General features: G+C 71.0%; 14 protein-coding genes and 2 pseudogenes. 10 read left to right on the top strand and 6 right to left on the bottom strand.

Annotated features, from left to right (window positions below; genetic code table 11):
• Positions 1 to 484 precede the first annotated feature (484 nt).
• The 6 genes and pseudogenes from TU30_RS16880 (at position 485) to TU30_RS16860 (ending at position 4,511) form a co-directional block, all read left to right on the top strand.
• Complete coding sequence (locus TU30_RS16880) at positions 485 to 1,384, top strand: NAD-dependent protein deacetylase (RefSeq protein WP_042170699.1); 900 nt, start codon at positions 485 to 487, stop codon at positions 1,382 to 1,384.
• Between the two features lie 136 nt (positions 1,385 to 1,520).
• Positions 1,521 to 1,761: pseudogene (locus TU30_RS37290) on the top strand (response regulator); the annotation flags it as partial.
• 215 nt (positions 1,762 to 1,976) lie between these two features.
• Entirely contained in the window at positions 1,977 to 2,564 is a 588-nt protein-coding gene (locus tag TU30_RS16875) for a hypothetical protein (RefSeq protein WP_078878318.1), read from the top strand.
• The gene (locus TU30_RS16870) at positions 2,561 to 2,983 is read left to right on the top strand and encodes a DUF6003 family protein (protein ID WP_042170694.1); all 423 of its coding nucleotides are present in this window, start codon (positions 2,561 to 2,563) and stop codon (positions 2,981 to 2,983) included. The genes TU30_RS16875 and TU30_RS16870 overlap by 4 nt, the downstream gene beginning before the upstream one ends.
• A 239-nt stretch (positions 2,984 to 3,222) precedes the next feature.
• Positions 3,223 to 4,077 (top strand): hypothetical protein, encoded by an 855-nt coding sequence (locus tag TU30_RS16865; protein ID WP_042170692.1) that lies wholly within the window; start codon positions 3,223 to 3,225, stop codon positions 4,075 to 4,077.
• 26 nt (positions 4,078 to 4,103) lie between these two features.
• A complete protein-coding gene (locus TU30_RS16860; protein ID WP_042170689.1) occupies positions 4,104 to 4,511 on the top strand; it encodes a DUF4190 domain-containing protein in 408 nt (135 codons plus the stop codon).
• Between the two features lie 171 nt (positions 4,512 to 4,682).
• Here the strand turns inward: TU30_RS16860 and ykgO are convergent, their stop codons facing one another.
• The 5 genes and pseudogenes from ykgO to TU30_RS16840 all read right to left on the bottom strand — a co-directional run.
• On the bottom strand, positions 4,683 to 4,805 hold the full coding sequence (ykgO, locus tag TU30_RS16855; RefSeq protein ID WP_042170687.1) for a type B 50S ribosomal protein L36: 123 nt from the start codon (positions 4,803 to 4,805) through the stop codon (positions 4,683 to 4,685).
• Positions 4,806 to 4,901: 96 nt separating this feature from the next.
• On the bottom strand, positions 4,902 to 5,066 hold the full coding sequence (rpmG, locus tag TU30_RS16850; protein WP_042170684.1) for a 50S ribosomal protein L33: 165 nt from the start codon (positions 5,064 to 5,066) through the stop codon (positions 4,902 to 4,904).
• A gap of 527 nt (positions 5,067 to 5,593) precedes the next feature.
• A complete protein-coding gene (locus tag TU30_RS36515; RefSeq protein ID WP_170102187.1) occupies positions 5,594 to 5,767 on the bottom strand; it encodes a hypothetical protein in 174 nt (57 codons plus the stop codon).
• A 227-nt stretch (positions 5,768 to 5,994) separates the two neighbouring features.
• Complete coding sequence (locus tag TU30_RS16845; RefSeq protein ID WP_042170683.1) at positions 5,995 to 7,104, bottom strand: glutamate--cysteine ligase; 1,110 nt, start codon at positions 7,102 to 7,104, stop codon at positions 5,995 to 5,997.
• A 742-nt stretch (positions 7,105 to 7,846) separates the two neighbouring features.
• Positions 7,847 to 8,047: pseudogene (locus TU30_RS16840) on the bottom strand (serine aminopeptidase domain-containing protein); the annotation flags it as partial.
• A gap of 280 nt (positions 8,048 to 8,327) precedes the next feature.
• Between TU30_RS16840 and TU30_RS16835 the strand changes: the two are divergent.
• The 4 genes from TU30_RS16835 (at position 8,328) to TU30_RS16820 (ending at position 15,365) form a co-directional block, all read left to right on the top strand.
• Positions 8,328 to 9,695, top strand: coding sequence for an FAD-binding oxidoreductase (locus TU30_RS16835; RefSeq protein ID WP_042170676.1), 1,368 nt, complete (start codon positions 8,328 to 8,330; stop codon positions 9,693 to 9,695).
• Between the two features lie 698 nt (positions 9,696 to 10,393).
• Positions 10,394 to 11,791, top strand: coding sequence for an erythromycin esterase family protein (locus TU30_RS16825; protein ID WP_042170805.1), 1,398 nt, complete (start codon positions 10,394 to 10,396; stop codon positions 11,789 to 11,791).
• 401 nt (positions 11,792 to 12,192) lie between these two features.
• Positions 12,193 to 12,417 (top strand): hypothetical protein, encoded by a 225-nt coding sequence (locus TU30_RS36065; RefSeq protein ID WP_141713767.1) that lies wholly within the window; start codon positions 12,193 to 12,195, stop codon positions 12,415 to 12,417.
• A 221-nt stretch (positions 12,418 to 12,638) separates the two neighbouring features.
• The gene (locus TU30_RS16820) at positions 12,639 to 15,365 is read left to right on the top strand and encodes an HAD-IC family P-type ATPase (RefSeq protein ID WP_199816864.1); all 2,727 of its coding nucleotides are present in this window, start codon (positions 12,639 to 12,641) and stop codon (positions 15,363 to 15,365) included.
• Between the two features lie 170 nt (positions 15,366 to 15,535).
• Here the strand turns inward: TU30_RS16820 and TU30_RS16815 are convergent, their stop codons facing one another.
• A complete protein-coding gene (locus TU30_RS16815) occupies positions 15,536 to 16,738 on the bottom strand; it encodes an acyltransferase family protein (RefSeq protein WP_234307884.1) in 1,203 nt (400 codons plus the stop codon).
• Between the last annotated feature and the right edge of the window lie 50 nt (positions 16,739 to 16,788).

The following is a 16,788-nucleotide window of genomic DNA, read 5'->3' as shown; positions in this document are numbered from 1 at the left end:
CCGAGACCGTGGGCTCGACGGGCCTGCCTCTCATACGGGAGGCGCCGTGGCCGTCACGGCAGCGGGATGCGGCGATGCCTTCCCTGTGCGCCGCTTGCACCGGGCGGAGGCGAGGCCACTGCGGATCTTTCCTCCGGTAACCGGTCGGGGCACCCACCAGCTCCTGGAGGCGGTGAAGCCCTTCGGCGCCCTTCACCGGCGGTGCGGGGAACGCCGTGACATCCGGTGCGGAGCCGTCCGCACCGGTTGTGTCGTCACGCACGACGTCGGAGCCCGGACGCGGGGACTGGGACCGCGTCCGGGCTCCGACGTCGTCGACGTCACCCCGAGAGGTCGGCCTTGCCGTTGGCCGGCTCGACGGGAGCGGACGGCGTCGGCCGGCTTGCGGACCTGGGTGCCCGGTTCGCGGTCGGTCAGCGCGGCCTGCCGGGCTGCGGCCTTCTCCTGCTCCTGGTGGCGACCGCCTGTTCCGTACCCTGGCGGTATGCGCATGCGCCCCACTCTGAACTGGCTCCCTGCCGATGACCCGTTGCCCGGCACCACGGATCTGGAGCCGGTCGCCGACGCGCTGAGCACCGGTGGTGTGCTGGTACTCAGCGGAGCGGGCATCTCCACGGAGTCGGGCATCCCCGACTACCGGGGCGAGGGCGGGAGCCTGAGTCGGCACACTCCGATGACCTACCAGGACTTCACCGCCGACACCCAGGCCCGGCGCCGGTACTGGGCGCGCAGTCACCTCGGCTGGCGCACCTTCGGCCGCGCCCGCCCCAACGCCGGGCACCGGGCCGTGGCCGCGTTCGCGCGGCACGGCCTGCTCACACGTGTGATCACCCAGAACGTCGACGGCCTGCACCAGGGCGCCGGCAGCGAGGGGGTCGTGGAACTCCACGGAAGCCTGGCCCGGGTCGTCTGCCTTTCCTGCGGCGCTCTCAGCCTGCGCAGCGAACTCGCCCGGCGGCTGGAGGAGGCCAATGCGGGCTTCGAGCCGACGGCCGCCGGAATCAACCCGGACGGCGACGCCGATCTCACCGACGAACAGGTCGAGGGCTTCCGTGTGCTGCCCTGCACGGTCTGCGACGGCGTCCTCAAACCGGACGTGGTGTTCTTCGGCGAAGCAGTTCCGCCTCGGCGGGTCGAGCACTGCCGCACGCTGGTCCGTGAGGCGGCCTCGCTGCTGGTTCTGGGCTCCTCGCTGACGGTGATGTCCGGGCTCCGGTTCGTCCGCCACGCGGCTCAGGCCGGAAAGCCCGTACTGATCGTCAACCGGGACCCCACCCGGGGCGACCGGCACGCCGTCACCCGGGTCGCGCTCCCCCTGGGAACGGCCCTCACCACCCTGGCCGACCGACTGGGCATCCCCGTGGACGACGGGTCGACGGCCTGAGTGAGGCGGTGACGGCTGGGGGAACGTCACGGCCTCATCGAGCAGGTCCCTCGTATCGGCGCAGGGCCGCGACACCAAGCGTGCCTGCGGCACGGGTGGGCGAACCAGGAGTACCGCGGCGCCGGCTTCCCCGCACGGGCAGGCCGCGGTCGGGCTCACCGGGCAATCGCGCCCGGACGCCGTGGTGATGGAGGTGCGTATGCCGGTGCTCGGCGGCCTCGAGGCCGCCGGCCTGCTCGCCGGTGCCGGGAAAACACCCCGGCAGGGTGCCCGTGGCGACCACGTTCAACCTGGACGGGTATGTCCACGAGGCGCTGCGCGCCGGGGCGGGCGGATTCCTGCTCAAGGACGCAGCGCCGGCCCGACTGCTGCACGGCGACGCGTTTTCGCTCGCTCACCGCCGTCGTCACAGCCCTCCACGGGCAGGAGCCGGGCGAGCCGGTCGGTGCGGGTTCGGCGGGCCGCGGCCGTGGAGGTCACCGACCGGGTGGTCGTCCGAGCGACCGCCGACCAGGTGGCTGATCCGTGGAGGACGGCAGACCTCGTCCTCGACACCGCGGGGGTTCTGCCGATCTCAGCCATGGAGCCCGGCATGGTCGACCCCGCACCGCCCGACCACGTCACGGGCCCGGACGCCGGCAGCCTGATGGCCGGGCTGCTCCACAGCATCGACGGCCTGGACGGCCTGGACGGCACCGACAGCGTGGAGACGGTCGCGTTCCTCACCTGCCTCCCGCGCCATGTCGGCATCAGCGGGCCGACCGTCCTGCCCATGGCACGGGCCGTCCGTCCGACGACGGAGGAGAACGCGACGGCTCCCTGCATCGCACGTGCGCGTGTCCCGGCTCACCCTGCCTGCTCCGCCTGCCTTTCCGCACTCGTCGAGGGCACGGCCGGGAAGGTGGCCGGGGTCGGCCGCCGGCAGGACGTGGAGGAGCGGGACCGGTCGGCCCCCTCCGGCAGGAGCGCGCTGCACCGGCGCCGTGCGGGGCCGGCGTCGGCGGCGATCGGCAGGCCCGTATCCAGACGGGCTTCTTACGCGCGGTACCGGGAGACCCGGAATCCCGCGCGGCGGGCGTGGATGGCCGACGACAGGTCGGGAGCGGTCGTGAGACGGCCGATGAAGGGTATAGGGGGTGCCGTCAGGACAAGACCTTCTCCCGTGAGGAACCGAAGATGACCGATGACGCCTACCTCGTTCTGCTGAACGGCACGGCCGTGACGCTCGGCGTGCCCCCCGCGGCCGTCGGGGAACTGGCCTGCATGGAGACCCCCGCGGTCCGGGCATGGCTGCAAGCTCAGGGGGTCACAGCGACGTCCCCCGGGCTACGGCTGGTGCCGCCGGAGGAGACGTCAGTCCTTCCCGACGATGCCGAGCGGCTGCCCGTCCCCCTCGGGGAGGAGGAGCTGAGCCACGTGCGCCGGCATGCCGCGCCGCACAACGTCGCCCGGCTGGAGGAGGAACTGCTGGCCTACCGTTCCTACTCGGACGGCAGGGACGCGCTGCTCGTCCGCGCCCTGGCAGCCGGGGTGCCGGCGCACCGGATCGCGGAACTGACCGGTGAAGACCTGGTCACCGTCAAGGCGTTGGCGCGTTGACACCGTTCCCGCCGGGCCGTGACCGCGACTGGAGGCCGGCCGGCGGTGACGCGCCGCCGGCCGGTGGCCCGCCCTCCGGCCGCCACGGCCCCGCCCGGGGGCCTCGCGTCGGCGGGAGCAGTGACGCAACGTCAAAGAGGATTCTCCGCACGTGTTTTCGCTGTGGACAGGGGCAGCCGGGACACCACGCCGGTACCACGGCGGGCCGGCACGCGCACACCTGAGAGGAGACACATCACATGGTCAGGCCAGACGGCAGCATCCGGGTGGGCACGGCGACCGTGGCCGGTGTTCTGGCCGGCACGGTGCTGGCCGGTTGCGGCACCGTGGGCGGCTCCCCGGCGGGCAAGGAGACGTCCAGCACCCGGGAGCAGGATACGAAGGCCCTCCGTTCCGCCTATGGCAAGACGGCCGAGCAGGACACCGCGCGGGTGACGCTGCGCGTGCAGACTTCGGCCGACGGCACCTCGATGACGGCGAGCGGCCGGGGGACCGTCGACCTGCGGGACGGTGACAGCGTCATGACCCTCAGCGCGCAGGGCGGGCGCGTCGAACAGCGGGTCGTCGACCAAGTGCTCTACCAGAAGCTTCCCCGGAGTGAGGTTCCGGGCGGCAAGCCGTGGATCAGGATCGATTTGCAGAAGGCCGCCGAGCGTCGGGCAGTGGGGGGCCAGTCCGTGAACGATCCTGTCCAGGCAGCGGCGTTCGCCAGGGCGATCGACGGCAAGGACGTGACCCGCGAGGGCACCTCCGAAGTCGGCGAGGTGAACACCACCCACTACCGGGTCGCCGTCGACGTCGCCGAACTCCCCGACGGCGCCACTCTGCGTCGACAACTCGGTCCGACCCTGCCGATGGACGTGTGGCTCGACGGCGACGGCCGCATCCGACGGCAGCAGATCGACATGACGCTCAAGGCCCCCGCCGAGGACGCCGCCACGGACCGGGCCTCGTCGCCTCCTCGGCCGGCGAAGGTGCGCACCGTCATGGAGTTCAGCGACTTCGGTACGGACGTGGAGGCGAAGGCACCACCGCCCCGACAGGTCACCGACCTGACCGGGACGGCCCTCGAACGTGGCCAGACGCAGAACTGATCCGTCTCGTATCGGAGGTAGCGACCATGACATCGACGCAAGGACACCACGGGGGATGGCAGAACGGGCCCGCCGGTGCGGGTGAACGCCGTAACGGGTTCGGTATCGCGGCTCTCGTTCTGGGCCTGGCCGGCGCCGTACTGTTCTGGACCGTACTCGGCGGGATCGTGCTCGGCCTGCCGGCGCTGGTCCTCGGAGTCCTCGGACACCGGCGCGGGAAACGCGGTGTGGCCACCAACGGAACGATGTCCGTGATCGGCGCGGTGATCGGCGCGCTCGCGCTCGTCGCCTCCTCGGTGCTTCTGGCAGTGGGCGCGGCCGTGTTCAGCAGCGACGAGTTCAAGAACTACACCGAGTGCGTCGAGCACGCCGACACCGAAGCCGACCGACGGCAGTGCGCAGAAGACTTCGACCGGGACGTCGACGGCCGGTGAGCCCCGGTGACCCGGGGGCGGCCCTTCCGGGAGGTGCGAATCTTCTCCGACGGCACCGTGCGAGCGCCGGTTGAGCACGGGCCGGCCCTCTCGTCCCGCTCCCCCGCCGGCACGCCGGACGGCCCGGCACCGCGCTCGCGGTGCCGGGCCGTCCGGCAGCGAAGTGGCTCGTCAGCCCTGGCGGGCCTTGAAACGCGGATCCTTCTTGTTGATCACGAACACCCCGCCCCGCCGGCGCACCACTTGGGCGCCCGGCTTGGCCTTCAACGAGCGCAAGGACGTGCGTACCTTCAAAACGTTCTCCTTCCGCGGGGTCGAACAGGAACAGGGGGACGGGACCGTCGGCCTCCCCCCGCGAGGGCCTCCGTCGCGGGGCGACGGAGGCAGGTGTCATCGTTCCTCGCGGAAGAGGACGTGCTCACCGGCGACCGGGTCGTACTTCCGCAGGACCAGCCGGTCGGGGTCGTTCAGACGGTTCTTGCGGGTCACGTAGGTGACTCCCGTACCTACTGTCGACTTCAGCCTGACGACCGGCCTCGCAGTACTGCGTGCCATGAGGTGCTCCTTTCGCGACCGCCCGAGCCCGTTGACTCGAACATGTCAGACGTGGTGGACAACGGTGCCGGCGGGCGCCCTGTTCCGCATCCCACGTTCGGAGGAGGGGACCGCCGCCCACGGCGCGCCCGGCACCTCGCCGGGCGGACCGAAGCCACCGTGCACGTGGTCGTGGAGGGCGGTCGCCTACGCGGCGAAAGGCTCTGCGGGGCTTCAGCCGAACGATCGTCCCTGCAGGCCATGGGTGAGGCCCGGGGACACTGTCCCCTCCACGACCACGATGCCCTCAACACGTCCCCCCTCCTCCTTGTTCCCCGGAGGACGCGTACGTCCGCAGGTCCGAAGTTCCCCCCTGGACCGGTCCTCCGGACCGTCACGCTTCTCGAAGGCCCAGGATGCTGCCGAACAGGTGCCCCTTGGGGAACCGCTGCCTCGGGCGGTGCCGGCTACCAGGTGGCGGGGGGCTCGGAGTGTTCACGTCGCCCCGAGCACCCCGTCACGCGGGTCAGCGGTCTCAGGGTCCGGGGTCAGCGTCGGCTCCTGGAAGCCCAGCCCGCACCGATTCCCGCCACGTGCAGAGCCAGGGCAGTCAGCCCCAGCAGCATCACGTTCGTCGAAGAGAACACATCATTGGTGCCGATGTCCGCCGCGTTGATCAGAAACGCGAAGAAGAACAGCACGGCAGCCACTATGCCAAGCATGAACAGGCTCCTCTCAGACAGGTGAAGCCCGTATGCCCCGCCATCCCCCTCACAAGCCGGAACGCAGGAACCGAGCCGTTCGCGACCTGACCGTGATGCACGGCTGCCGGAAGTCAGCGGCGGTACGCAACGACGAAGCTCCTGGCGGACCCATACCGACCCGGACCACCCGTGCCCCCTCAGGCGCGACCCTCCTGACGGCAGCGCACCCGCTCGACGGAAGGGCGTCAACCGCCCGTGGTCAGGTCTGCGCAGCAGGTCACGACACGGGCGAGACTGCCCTCCTCGGCCAGCAGCCGGCGTTGCGTACGCGCCCCGTCACCCTGTTCGAGAAGACGGGCGATGCCCTCACGGACAAGGTCGTCGTCGCCGTGGTCCACCAGTGTCCCGCGCACGTGCCGGTACAGGGCCCACACCGCCTCGGCGGCGGAGGTCTCCCGCATGGTCCCGGGGTGCAGGAGGGGACCGTCGAGGCCCGAGCGTCCCGCTCGCCACGAGGCAAGGCGCAGCAAACTTGTTCCGACCCTGTCCGGCGGTACACCGTCCTGCCAGGCCCGGGCGGACGTCTCGACCAGAGCACGCGCGAGCGCGGCCAGCAGTACCGGCAACGACGCCTCCAGGCAGACGTCCGCCACACGGATCTCCACGGTGGGGTACCTGGCGGAAAGCCGGGCGTCGAAGTAGACCATGCCCTCGTCACGGAGGACCCCGGTCTCGATCATGGCGGTGACCTGCTGGTGATAGCGGTCGGCGGACCCGAAGATCTCGACCGGGCCGGCGGACGGCCAGCGGTTCCACACCCGGCTGCGGTAGCTGCCGTAGCCGGTGTCCTGGCCCTGCCAGAAGGGCGAGTTGGCGCTCATCGCCGTCAGGACCGCCAGCCACGGGCGGATACGGTCCAGGACGGCCACACCCTCCTCGTCGGAGTCCACCGACACGTGCACGTGACAGCCACACGTCAACTGTTCCTGGGCCGTCAGCCCGAACTGCTCACCCAGCCACCGGTAGCGGATACCGGCACTCAGCGAGGGCTCGACAGCCAGCGGCGAGGTCGCCAGCGCCGTCACCACCGCCCCGGCCGTGGCCGCATACCGCGCCGCGTCCCTCCGGCAGCGGATGATCTCCTCCAGGAGCCGGCCCATCTCCGTCACCGGCTCGGTCGCGAACTCCACCTGCTCCCTCTGAAGCTCCTCCTCGAACCGATGGCCCTTCCCGCGCTCGCCGGACTGCAGGGCCCCGCAGTCCGCCGCCGCAAGCGCCGCGCCGGAGACGGCGACCGGCGCACCACTGACCGGGTCCACCAGCAGCAGTTCCTCCTCCACACCCACGCTCCGCATGCCGCCGCCCTCATCTCCACCTCACCACCACTGCCCCTCCGCCCGAATCGTGGCAGGCACAAGCCCTCACGACAACACGTCCCCCGCACGCACCCCGCCGGACGGACCACCCCCACCACCAGGTCCTCGGCAGGTGTACCGGCCCCTGGCCGTGAGGCGAGTACGTCCGAGGAGCCGGGTTGGTCGTCCCCACCGTCGGGATCACGCGGGAAGGCCTCGAGCGGGCAGTGGCGCACTCCGGCCCCTCCCACTGCGAGCAGGACGACGGGACCGGCCACACCCCATGGAACGGGTGCGTCCGGCCGCCTGAGCCGACCCCCGCCGGGGCGGGGAGCAGGGAATCCACTGCTGGAGCGGCTCGGCCCTGCCGCCGGGCCCCGGGTGGCCGCGAGGCGGGGTCCGGGCCGCCCACCCGACCGGCGGCGTCCCGAAAGCCGGCCGAAGAGCATGCGGCCGACCGTCCGCGGGGAACGGCCACGTCCCAAGGTCCGCTCGAGGCCCACGGATCGAGCCCACGGATCGAGCCCACGGCGCGGAGACGGCCCCACACGCCCCACCGCGCGTCGGCACCGTCCTGGAGATCTGCTTCGCCGATCCCCACAGTCCCCGGCAGCGCGGAGCCGAGGAGAGCACCAACGGCGTGCTCTGCCCGTACGTTCCCGAGCGCACCGACCTCGCGCGGCACAGCCGCAGCGGCCTCGATACCGTCGCCATCGCCCCCAGCCTCCGCTCATGCCGAGGACTACGACTCCACGAAGGCAAGGAGGTCGGGGTTGAGGATCTCCGGGAGGATCGAGAGCATGCCGTGCGGGAGCCCTTCGTACGACTTCAGGGTGCCGCTCTTCGGAAGTTCGACCGACAGGGGCACCGAGTCCGCGTAGGGCACGACTTGGTCGTCCGTGCCGTGCGCGACGAGGGCCGGGACGTCGATCTGCCGGAGGTCAAAGGCCCTTCTCATCGCCGGTGATCGGGCAGCCGCCAACGCGTCCGTAACAGGCTTACCGGCCTGCATCGTTGAGCAGACCGGAACAGGCACAGAGGTGTTCGGTCACCCGTTTCACCACGGTGCGGTCGGGCCCGCACGCCTACCGGACCGGAATGCGGGCCCGACCGCACCGGACTAGCGTGGAAACGAGAGAACGGCAGCCACCAGCGCGCCCCGGGATGTGACGCAGATGCCGGACAAACAGGGGTCCGTATTGACAGCCGCTGCGGAGCGGTCGATGGCGGATGAACTGCGCTCCTCGCTCCTGGGTGAGATGATCGACCGCGGGCATCCCGGCTATGACGGGGCCCGGGCCGTGTGGAACGGGCTGATCGACCGCCGTCCCGCGCTCATCGCCCGGTGCTCCGGCACCGCGGACGTGGTCGAGGCGATACGGGTGGCCCGCGAGTACCGCCCCGTCGTCAGCATCCGCGGTGGCGGGCACCAGGTGGCGGGAAGCGGTGTGTGCGACGACGGGCTGGTGATCGACCTGTCGCGCATGAAGGGTGTACACGTCGATCCCACTGCCCGCACGGCGCGGGCCCAGGCAGGCCTGACCTGGGGTGAACTCGACCGCGAGACGCAACTGCACGCTCTGGCCGCACCGGGCGGGGAGATCTCGGCCACCGGGATCGCCGGTCTCACCCTCGGCGGCGGCTTCGGCTTTGTGATGCGGACGTTCGGTCTGAGCTGCGACAGCGTCCGCTCACTCGAGATCGTCACCGCGGACGGCGTGGTGCGCACGGTGAACCGGGAGGAGGACCCCGAGCTGTTCTGGGCGGCGCGCGGCGCCGGTCGGGGCCTCGGAGTCGTCACCTCCTTCGAGTTCGATCTCCACCCGCTCGGCCCCGAGGTGGCCGGTGTGCTGGTTCTCCACCCCTACGAGCGTGCCGAGGAAGTGCTGCGGGCCTGGCGGGACGCGACGTACACCGCGCCGGAGACGGTCACACCGGAACTCCTGCTCTGGAGCATCCCCGCGGACCCGGCGGTCCCGCAGGAACTGCACCGATCGAACTGCGTGATGGTGGGCGCCGTGTACGGGGGTCCCCCGGGTGACGCCGCCCTCGCCGCACTGGCACCGCAACGCGAACTGGGGCCGCCGCTGATGGACTTGAGCGGAACCATGTCCTACGTCGCGCTGCAGAGCGCCAACACCTGGCGGTTTCCCGACGGCGAACGCTACTTCATGAAGTCGCATTTCCTGGACGAGCTGACCGACGAGGCCATCAGCACCCTGGTGGACTGGCATTCCCGACGGCCCACTCCGGAAAGCCTGGTCGTCGTCCGTACCCTGGGCGGCGCCGTGGCACGCGTCGGTCCCGACGACAGCGCGTTCGCGCATCGGTCCGCGCGCTACAACGTGAGCATCGACGCGGGCTGGCAGGACCCGGCACTGGACGGGACCGCGATCGGATGGGCGCGCTCGGCCTGGGACGCGATGAAACCGTTCTCGAGCGGCGGGACGTACGTCAACTTCGCCGGGCTCGGCGAGGACGCGGGCGAGTTGCGGGGCGCGGTCTTCGGATCGCACGAGGAACGCCTCGAGGGCATCCGGGCCGCGTACGACCCGGAGGGCCTCTTCGGATCAGCCGCGGGCAGGCCCTGAGCAGGTGAACAGACCGCGGTACGGGCGGTCACCCGCCCGGGCCTCGTCCTTCACCGGTGTCGGCCCGCCCGGGACGCCGCCGACGCCCCGCCGCCGGCGCGGTCGCCAGAAGCGGCGACAGGCCGGTGGACGCGCCCGTGAGGTCACGGCCCGGGCCCCGTCCCGGACTGCAGAGTCCGTGGCCCCTGGCGTCGGAGTTGGTTGCGGAGCGGCATGGCATGGGTCCGTGGCCGGTCCCGGAGTTCGCACATGACCGGACGGCCCGCCGGCGGTCCGCATATGTGCGTGCCTTGTCCTTCACGGCCGAGCGCCCGACGCCGCCCGTGCGCTGGACACCGGTGCGCATCCGTGTCCACCCCACCCCGGTCCTGCACGTCGCGCGAGCCGGCGGCAGCCGAGCGGCGGTGCGACCGTCCGGCCCGCACGCCTCGGCACGGCAGAGCCGGTGCCGGAGCTGGGGTCGGGGCCGGGTGCGGATCCGGTTCTGGGCGTGGGCGCGGGCATCATGGTCTGCCGTCTTCCTGGTCCGGCCCTCACGATGGGGCCGGCACCCCGGTCCGGAGCACAGGTCGCACCACCACACACGTCCCGACGGGCCCGGACGCAGCCGGAGTGCCCCGGCGGTAGTGCCTGGGGTACCTCGAGACGGGCAGCCCAGGGGTTGGTGAAGTCCACGGCACTCCAGGAAATCTATGGGCATGACACAACGCAAGGCAGTAATCATTCCCTCGGTCCTCCTCTCCCTCGGCGCCGTGGCCATGGCCGCCCCGGCCGTCGGGGAGGAAGTGGCAGGTGCCCGGACTTCGGTTTCGTCCGCGCAGGCCACCAGGTCCGGGCAGTACGGAGAGACGGTGGTCGATGCCATCGAGCGCAGTGCCCACACACTGCGCAGCACCGGACCCGAAGGCAGCCTGCGCGATCTGAACGCGCTCGGCCGTATGGTCGAGGGCGCTGACGTGGTGGGGCTGGGCGAGGCCACCCATGGGTCGCGGGACTTCTTCCGTATGAAGCACCGGATCTTCCGTTACCTGGTCGAGGAGAAAGGGTTCAGGGCTTTCTCTCTCGAGCTTGCCTGGAGCAGTGGTGTGCGGCTCGACGACTGCGTGGTGAACGGCGAGGGCAGCCTGAAGGACATCGCGCGTGAGGAGTTCCAGGGGTCGTACCGGATCTGGAACGACCAGGACTACCTCGACCTCATCGAGTGGATGCGCGACTACAACCGTCAGCACCCGCACGACCCCGTCCGCTTCACCGGCAACGACATGGGTTACGCCGGGCCGGAGCTGTACGAGCGGGTGACCGACCATGTGGCCCGCCGTCACCCGCGACTGCAGAACCGCGTCGCCGGGCTCTACCGCGGCCTGCCTCCGGCCACCGACGCCGGCACCTACATGCAGGACTACCTCGCACTGCCGCCGGCCGAGCGCAGGGCACGGGCGGAGCGGACCGGGAGGGTGCTCGAACTGCTGCGGGAGCAGCCCTCGGCTCGCGGTGCCGGCAGGCAGGAGCATCTGTGGGCCGTGCAGCACGCCAGAGCCATCCACCAGATGGCCAAGGGCTACTCCTTCGACATCACCGACGAGGCCCAGATCGCGGCGATGATGAAGTTCCGTGACCGGGTGATGGCCGAGAACGTGGCCTGGTGGCACCGGCACACCGGTGACCGGGTCCTGCTGTCGGCACACAATACGCATGTGCCCTACGAGACCTTCGACCTGCGATACCCCAAGTCCCAAGGGGCTTTCCTGCGCGACACGTTCGGCAAGGGCTACGTCAGCATCGGCTTCAGTTTCCACGAGGGCGCCTTCAAGGCGTTCGGCACGGACGACGACGTCGTGCGGACCCACCGCGTCGGTGCCGCGCAACCGGGTTCCAACGAGCACACCCTGGACCAGGCCCGCCAGAGCGACTGCATCCTGGACATGCGCACCGCACCCCGCTCCGTGCGCGACTGGCTGGACCGGCCGCGCGTCACCTACAACATCGGTGCCGGATGGCCCGATCCCATGGAGTACAGGATCGCCCTCGGTGAGGCGCACGACATCCTCATCCACCTCGACGACGTCGAGGCCACCACGTACCTGGGCACCCCCTGAGACGGGCCGTCGGCCGGCGTGGCCGAGGACTTCGCGCAGCCTGCGTGCGAACGGGCCGCCCGGCGTAGCCGAACTCACCGTCCGGGAAACCGCCGTGGTGGCTCGGGGACACCGCCGGCTGCTGTCCGGGCAACGCGGCCGTCGCCACCGCGGTGCGTCCGGTGAGGGTGTCCGGGGCCTCCTCCCCCGCCGCGATCACGATCCGCGCCGAAGCGACGGGGAGCACCTCCGTGCCAAGACGGTGGCCGCCCACCGCCCACGAGTGGTCGGAGAGCAGCGGAGCGTCACGGGAACCGTCGTCCTCGGCCACCATCCCCAGGACGGCGGGGTCAGGTGCGGACCGGGCGAAGCAGCCGGGGATCGCCGCACCTCGTTCCCGGCTCGTGAAGGTCACGGGTGACATGGCACCTGCTCGTCCGCGCCTGGCCGGTGGGACGTCGGCGGCAGAGTCGGGGCTCCGGGTGATCCGCGGTCTGCTGTTCCTGCCGGCTCCGCCTCCGCGTACCACGGTGCGCGCCAACTCCGTCATTGGACGGACCGGTCTCATGGTGCGCTACGGCAGGGAGACGGCCGCCGTCCTCGGCCTCGCCATGGCCGGCCTCAGGTCGTACGGGCGACAGGGCTGAAAAGGTGACGCCGCTTTGGGGGCCCGCTGCCGAGCGGTACGGGAGCCGGCACACGGGCGGGCCGGTCGCGGACGAGTGCGGGTGTGGGTGCGGACAACTCTCCTGTCCCCGGGCTGACCTCCGGATTCTTCCTGTACGCGCATGCTGGCCCGCACAATCGCGTGCAGAATGGAGCAATGCTTCCTTCCGGTACTTCCGCCACACCACCGCCCTGGCACGCTTTGCCCGCGACCGACGCGACGGGCCGGCTCGATGTCGACCCCGGTGCGGGGCTGTCTTCGGAGGAAGCGGCCCGGCGGCTGGCGGAGCACGGGCCGAACCAGTTGGACGAGGCTCCGCGTGAACCCCGGTGGCGGGCCTTCCTCCGGCAGTTCCAGGATCTCCTGATCATCATTCTGCTGGTGGCCGCCGTGGTCAGCCTGCTGGTGTCCCGGGAGTGGGAGACCCCGATCGCGATCGCCGTGGTGGTGCTGCTCAACGCGACGATCGGGTTCGTGCAGGAGTCACGGGCCGAGGCGGCACTGGACGCCCTGCGGGAGATGACGGTCACTCATGCCACGGTCCGCCGCGACGGCCGTCTGAGGCAACTGGCCGCCAGTGAACTGGTCCCCGGGGACGTGGTCACCCTCGCGCCGGGCGACCGGGTGCCCGCGGACGGACGGCTGCTGACGTCGGCTTCCCTGGAGGTGCAGGAGTCCGTCCTGACCGGTGAGGCGCAGGCCGTGGCCAAGAACGCGGGTGCCGAGGTCACGGAGGACGCCCCGCTGGCCGACCGGTTGACGGCGGTGTTCATGAACACCGCCGTCACACGCGGCCGCGGCGAGGTCGCGGTCACCGCCACCGGTATGGATACCGAGACCGGCCGCATCGCCGACATGCTGCACTCGGCCAAGCCCGGTCCGACGCCGCTGCAGCGTCAGATCGACGCGCTCAGCCGCACCCTCGCCCTGATCGCCGGGCTGGTCATCGCGCTTGTGTTCGTCCTCGGCCTGGTGCGGGGGCAGGACTTCGGCGACCTGTTCATCAGTGCCGTGTCGCTGGCGGTCGCGGCCATTCCCGAGGGCCTGCCCGCGGTGGTCGCGTTCACCCTCGCCATGGGCACGGGCCGAATGGCCAAGAAGGGGGCGATCGTCAAGAAACTGGCGTCGGTCGAAACCCTCGGCGGCACCACCCAGATCTGCACGGACAAGACCGGCACACTGACGCTGAACCAGATGACGGCGCGGGAGGTGCTGCTGGCCGGCCGCCGGCTCACCCTCTCCGGCGAGGGCTACTCCTTCGAGGGACGGATCCGCACCACCGACGGACAGCCCCTGCCGCAGACGCTGGACCACGCGCTGACCGCGATGGCCCTGTGCACCGACGCCGTGATCCGCGACGGTGACGTCGTGGGTGACCCGACCGAGGGCGCCCTGGTGGTCCTGGCCGAGAAGGGCGGCATCGACGTGGCCGGGCTGCGGCAGGAGCGGCCGCGGCGGCTGGAGGTCCCCTTCGACTCCGACTACAAGTTCATGGCGACCTTCCACGACTGGACGGACGATTCCGGGCGCGCGGTGGTCCGGTGCTTCGTCAAGGGTGCTCCTGACGTCCTCGCCGGCCGCGCGGACCGCCTCGTCGGCGAGGAGGGGATCCTGCCGTTCGACGACGCGGCCCGCCGCCGGTTCGACGAGGGCAACGCCTCACTCGCCGAGCAGGGCATGCGGGTCATGGCGCTGGGCATGGAGGATTTCCCCGCCGACGGCTTCCGGGCTCCCGAGGACCCCAAGGATCTCCTCGACCGGATCGTGCTGACAGCCATGGTGGGCATCGTCGACCCGCCCCGCCCCGAGGCCCGCGCGGCGATCGCCGAGTGCATCGACGCGGGGATCCGGGTCCGCATGGTCACCGGTGACCATGCGGTGACCGCGGGCGCCATCGCCCGCGAACTCGGTATCCCCGGAGCCGCCGTGACGGGAGCCGAGCTGGACCGCATCGACGACGAAACCGTCCTGGCCGACCGGCTGGACGAGGCGGGTGTCGTCGCCCGGGTGTCCCCCGAGCACAAGATCCGTATCGTCCGGGCACTGCAGGACCGCGGTGACGTGGTCGCGATGACCGGTGACGGTGTCAATGACGCCCCCGCGCTGCGCAAGGCCGACATCGGGGTGGCGATGGGTGTCACGGGGACGGAGGTCACCAAGGAGGCCGGCACGATGGTGCTGACCGACGACAACTTCGCCACCATCGTGTCCGCGGTCCGCGAAGGCCGCGGCATCTACGACAACATCGTGAAGTTCACCCGGTTCCAGGTCTCCACCGCCCTGGGTTTCGTGGCCGTTTTCCTGATCGCCTCACTGACCGGCCTGGCGGGCGGGGCGCCCTTCACCGCCCTGCAGATCCTGTTCGTCAACCTGGTCATGGACGGGCCGCCGGCCATGTCCCTGGGCGTCGACCCGGTCAGCCCGGACGCGATGAAGCGCGCGCCCCGCGCGGCCGGCGAACGGATCCTCAGCAAGCAGCGCCTCGCCCGCATCCTGCTGGCGAGCACGGTGATGGCGGCCGGCACGCTGGCGGTGCTGATCTGGGCCCCGGGCCCGGAGGCGGAGCTGGGAAAGGCGACCGTCGCGGGCACGATGGCCTTCGTCACCTTCGTGTTCTTCCAGGTCTTCAACCTGCTCAACGTGCGGCACGACATCCGCAGCGTGTTCAGCCGGGAAACACTGCAGAACACCTCCGCGTTCGTCGCCACGGGTGCCGTGATCGCCCTGCTCATCGCCATCGTCGAAACCGACGCCCTGCACGGCTTCTTCACCACCACCGACCTCACTCCCGGTCAGTGGCTGGTGTGCGCTGCCGTCGGCTCGGCGATCCTGTGGACCGGCGAGGTGCTCAAGACCGTGTTGCGTGCGCGTGCTCGCGGCGTGCGCGGCACCGGTTCGCAGCAGCCGGCGTCCCGACAGGCGGCATGACGGCAGTGTGTCCGGTGCGCCGGGCGCACTGACCGGGCGGGCGGAGCGGGTGCGTCGCCGGCCGGACCGGCCCCGTGACACACGCGCACCTCGCGGGTTCTGCGCCGTCCGCGACCACCGCGGGAAGGGGCGTACGAGCCCACGGGGCAGGGCTCGTACGCCCCTCGGATCTAACTGGACCGCCGTGGTGCCCCTGCCGGTTCCACAACCGGCTTCCGCGCCGGTTCCGACGCCGCCACGGGCGCGGGGGCCTGCTGCCGGAAGGCCCAGTCCATCTTCGGCTCGAACGCGACGCGGAAGACCTTCCGCACCGGTGCGGTGCACAGGGCGGTCACGACCACGGCGGCGATCGCGGTGACGGTGATCTCGCCGAGCGGAGTGTGGAACCAGTCGTTGCGGGACCAGTGCCAGTGGTTGGCGGCCTGGATGAAGAAGCCGTGCAGCAGGTACCCGTACAGCGTGCCGGCACCCAGCGCGGTGAACCACGTGCGGCGCCGGGGGACGAGGGCGACGAAACAGGCGACGAGGACCGCCGAGCAGCCGAAGATCGCCAGGGTCATGAGCGGCCCGTGCCAGGCGGGCGACCCCAGGTCCTCGGCGCTGGAGTTGTGGAAGAACCAGGCGTAGTCCATCCGGGTCACGGCCCAGTAGGCCACAGCCAGCGCCCCCGCGAACACCGGTACGGCCAGGATGCGCACCTCACGGCGCCGCACCGTCTCGAAGTGCTCCTTCTTCAGCGAGAGGCCGAGCACGAAGTACGGCAGGAACTGCAGGGTGCGGTGGAGGTCGAGGTCCTTGCCGATGGACGGGGCGAGGGTGGCCAGTGCCGCGATGGTGAGGGCGACGGGCAGCGGCCGGCGCAGGGTCTGCCAGATCGGGGTGGTCATCCGCCAGATGAACAGCGCGGCGAGGAACCATGTCAGATACAGGGGGTCCAGCAGGCTGATCGGGCGGTCCGGTTCGTTGTCGCTCCACCGGGTGAAGAAGGTGTACGCCACCTCGAAGACGACGTACGGCACGGCGACGCCGGTGATCAGACGCCTGATCTTCGCCGGGCTCCAGTCGAAGCCGCGCGAGAAGTAGCCGGAGATGATGATGAACGCCGGCATGTGGAAGGCGTAGACCAGGGTGTAGAGCGCCGTGACGGTACGGCTCTCGCTGCGCAGCGGTTCCCACGCGTGACCGACCGCCACCAGCACGATGGCCAGGTACTTGGCGTTGTCGAAGAGCGCGTCCCGCGGTTTCGCCGACGGCCTCTCCCCGTCCGTCCCACCGCCGGCCGGCGCGGAGTCGGCGTGGCTCCTGCCCTTGTCCGGTCTCGTCGGAGGCCCGTCCGTCTCCCCGGGGCTGCGCGAGGGCAGCGTTTCGTTCACGATTCCTTCCTTCGGGAACCCAGACAGAGCAGAACACCTCTTAGGGGAGT

Origin of the sequence: Streptomyces sp. NBRC 110035, from assembly GCF_000829695.1 — a bacterium.
In the GTDB taxonomy this organism is placed as follows: Bacteria; Actinomycetota; Actinomycetes; order Streptomycetales; family Streptomycetaceae; genus Streptomyces.
This window is presented reverse-complemented; position numbering and strand designations above follow the sequence as displayed.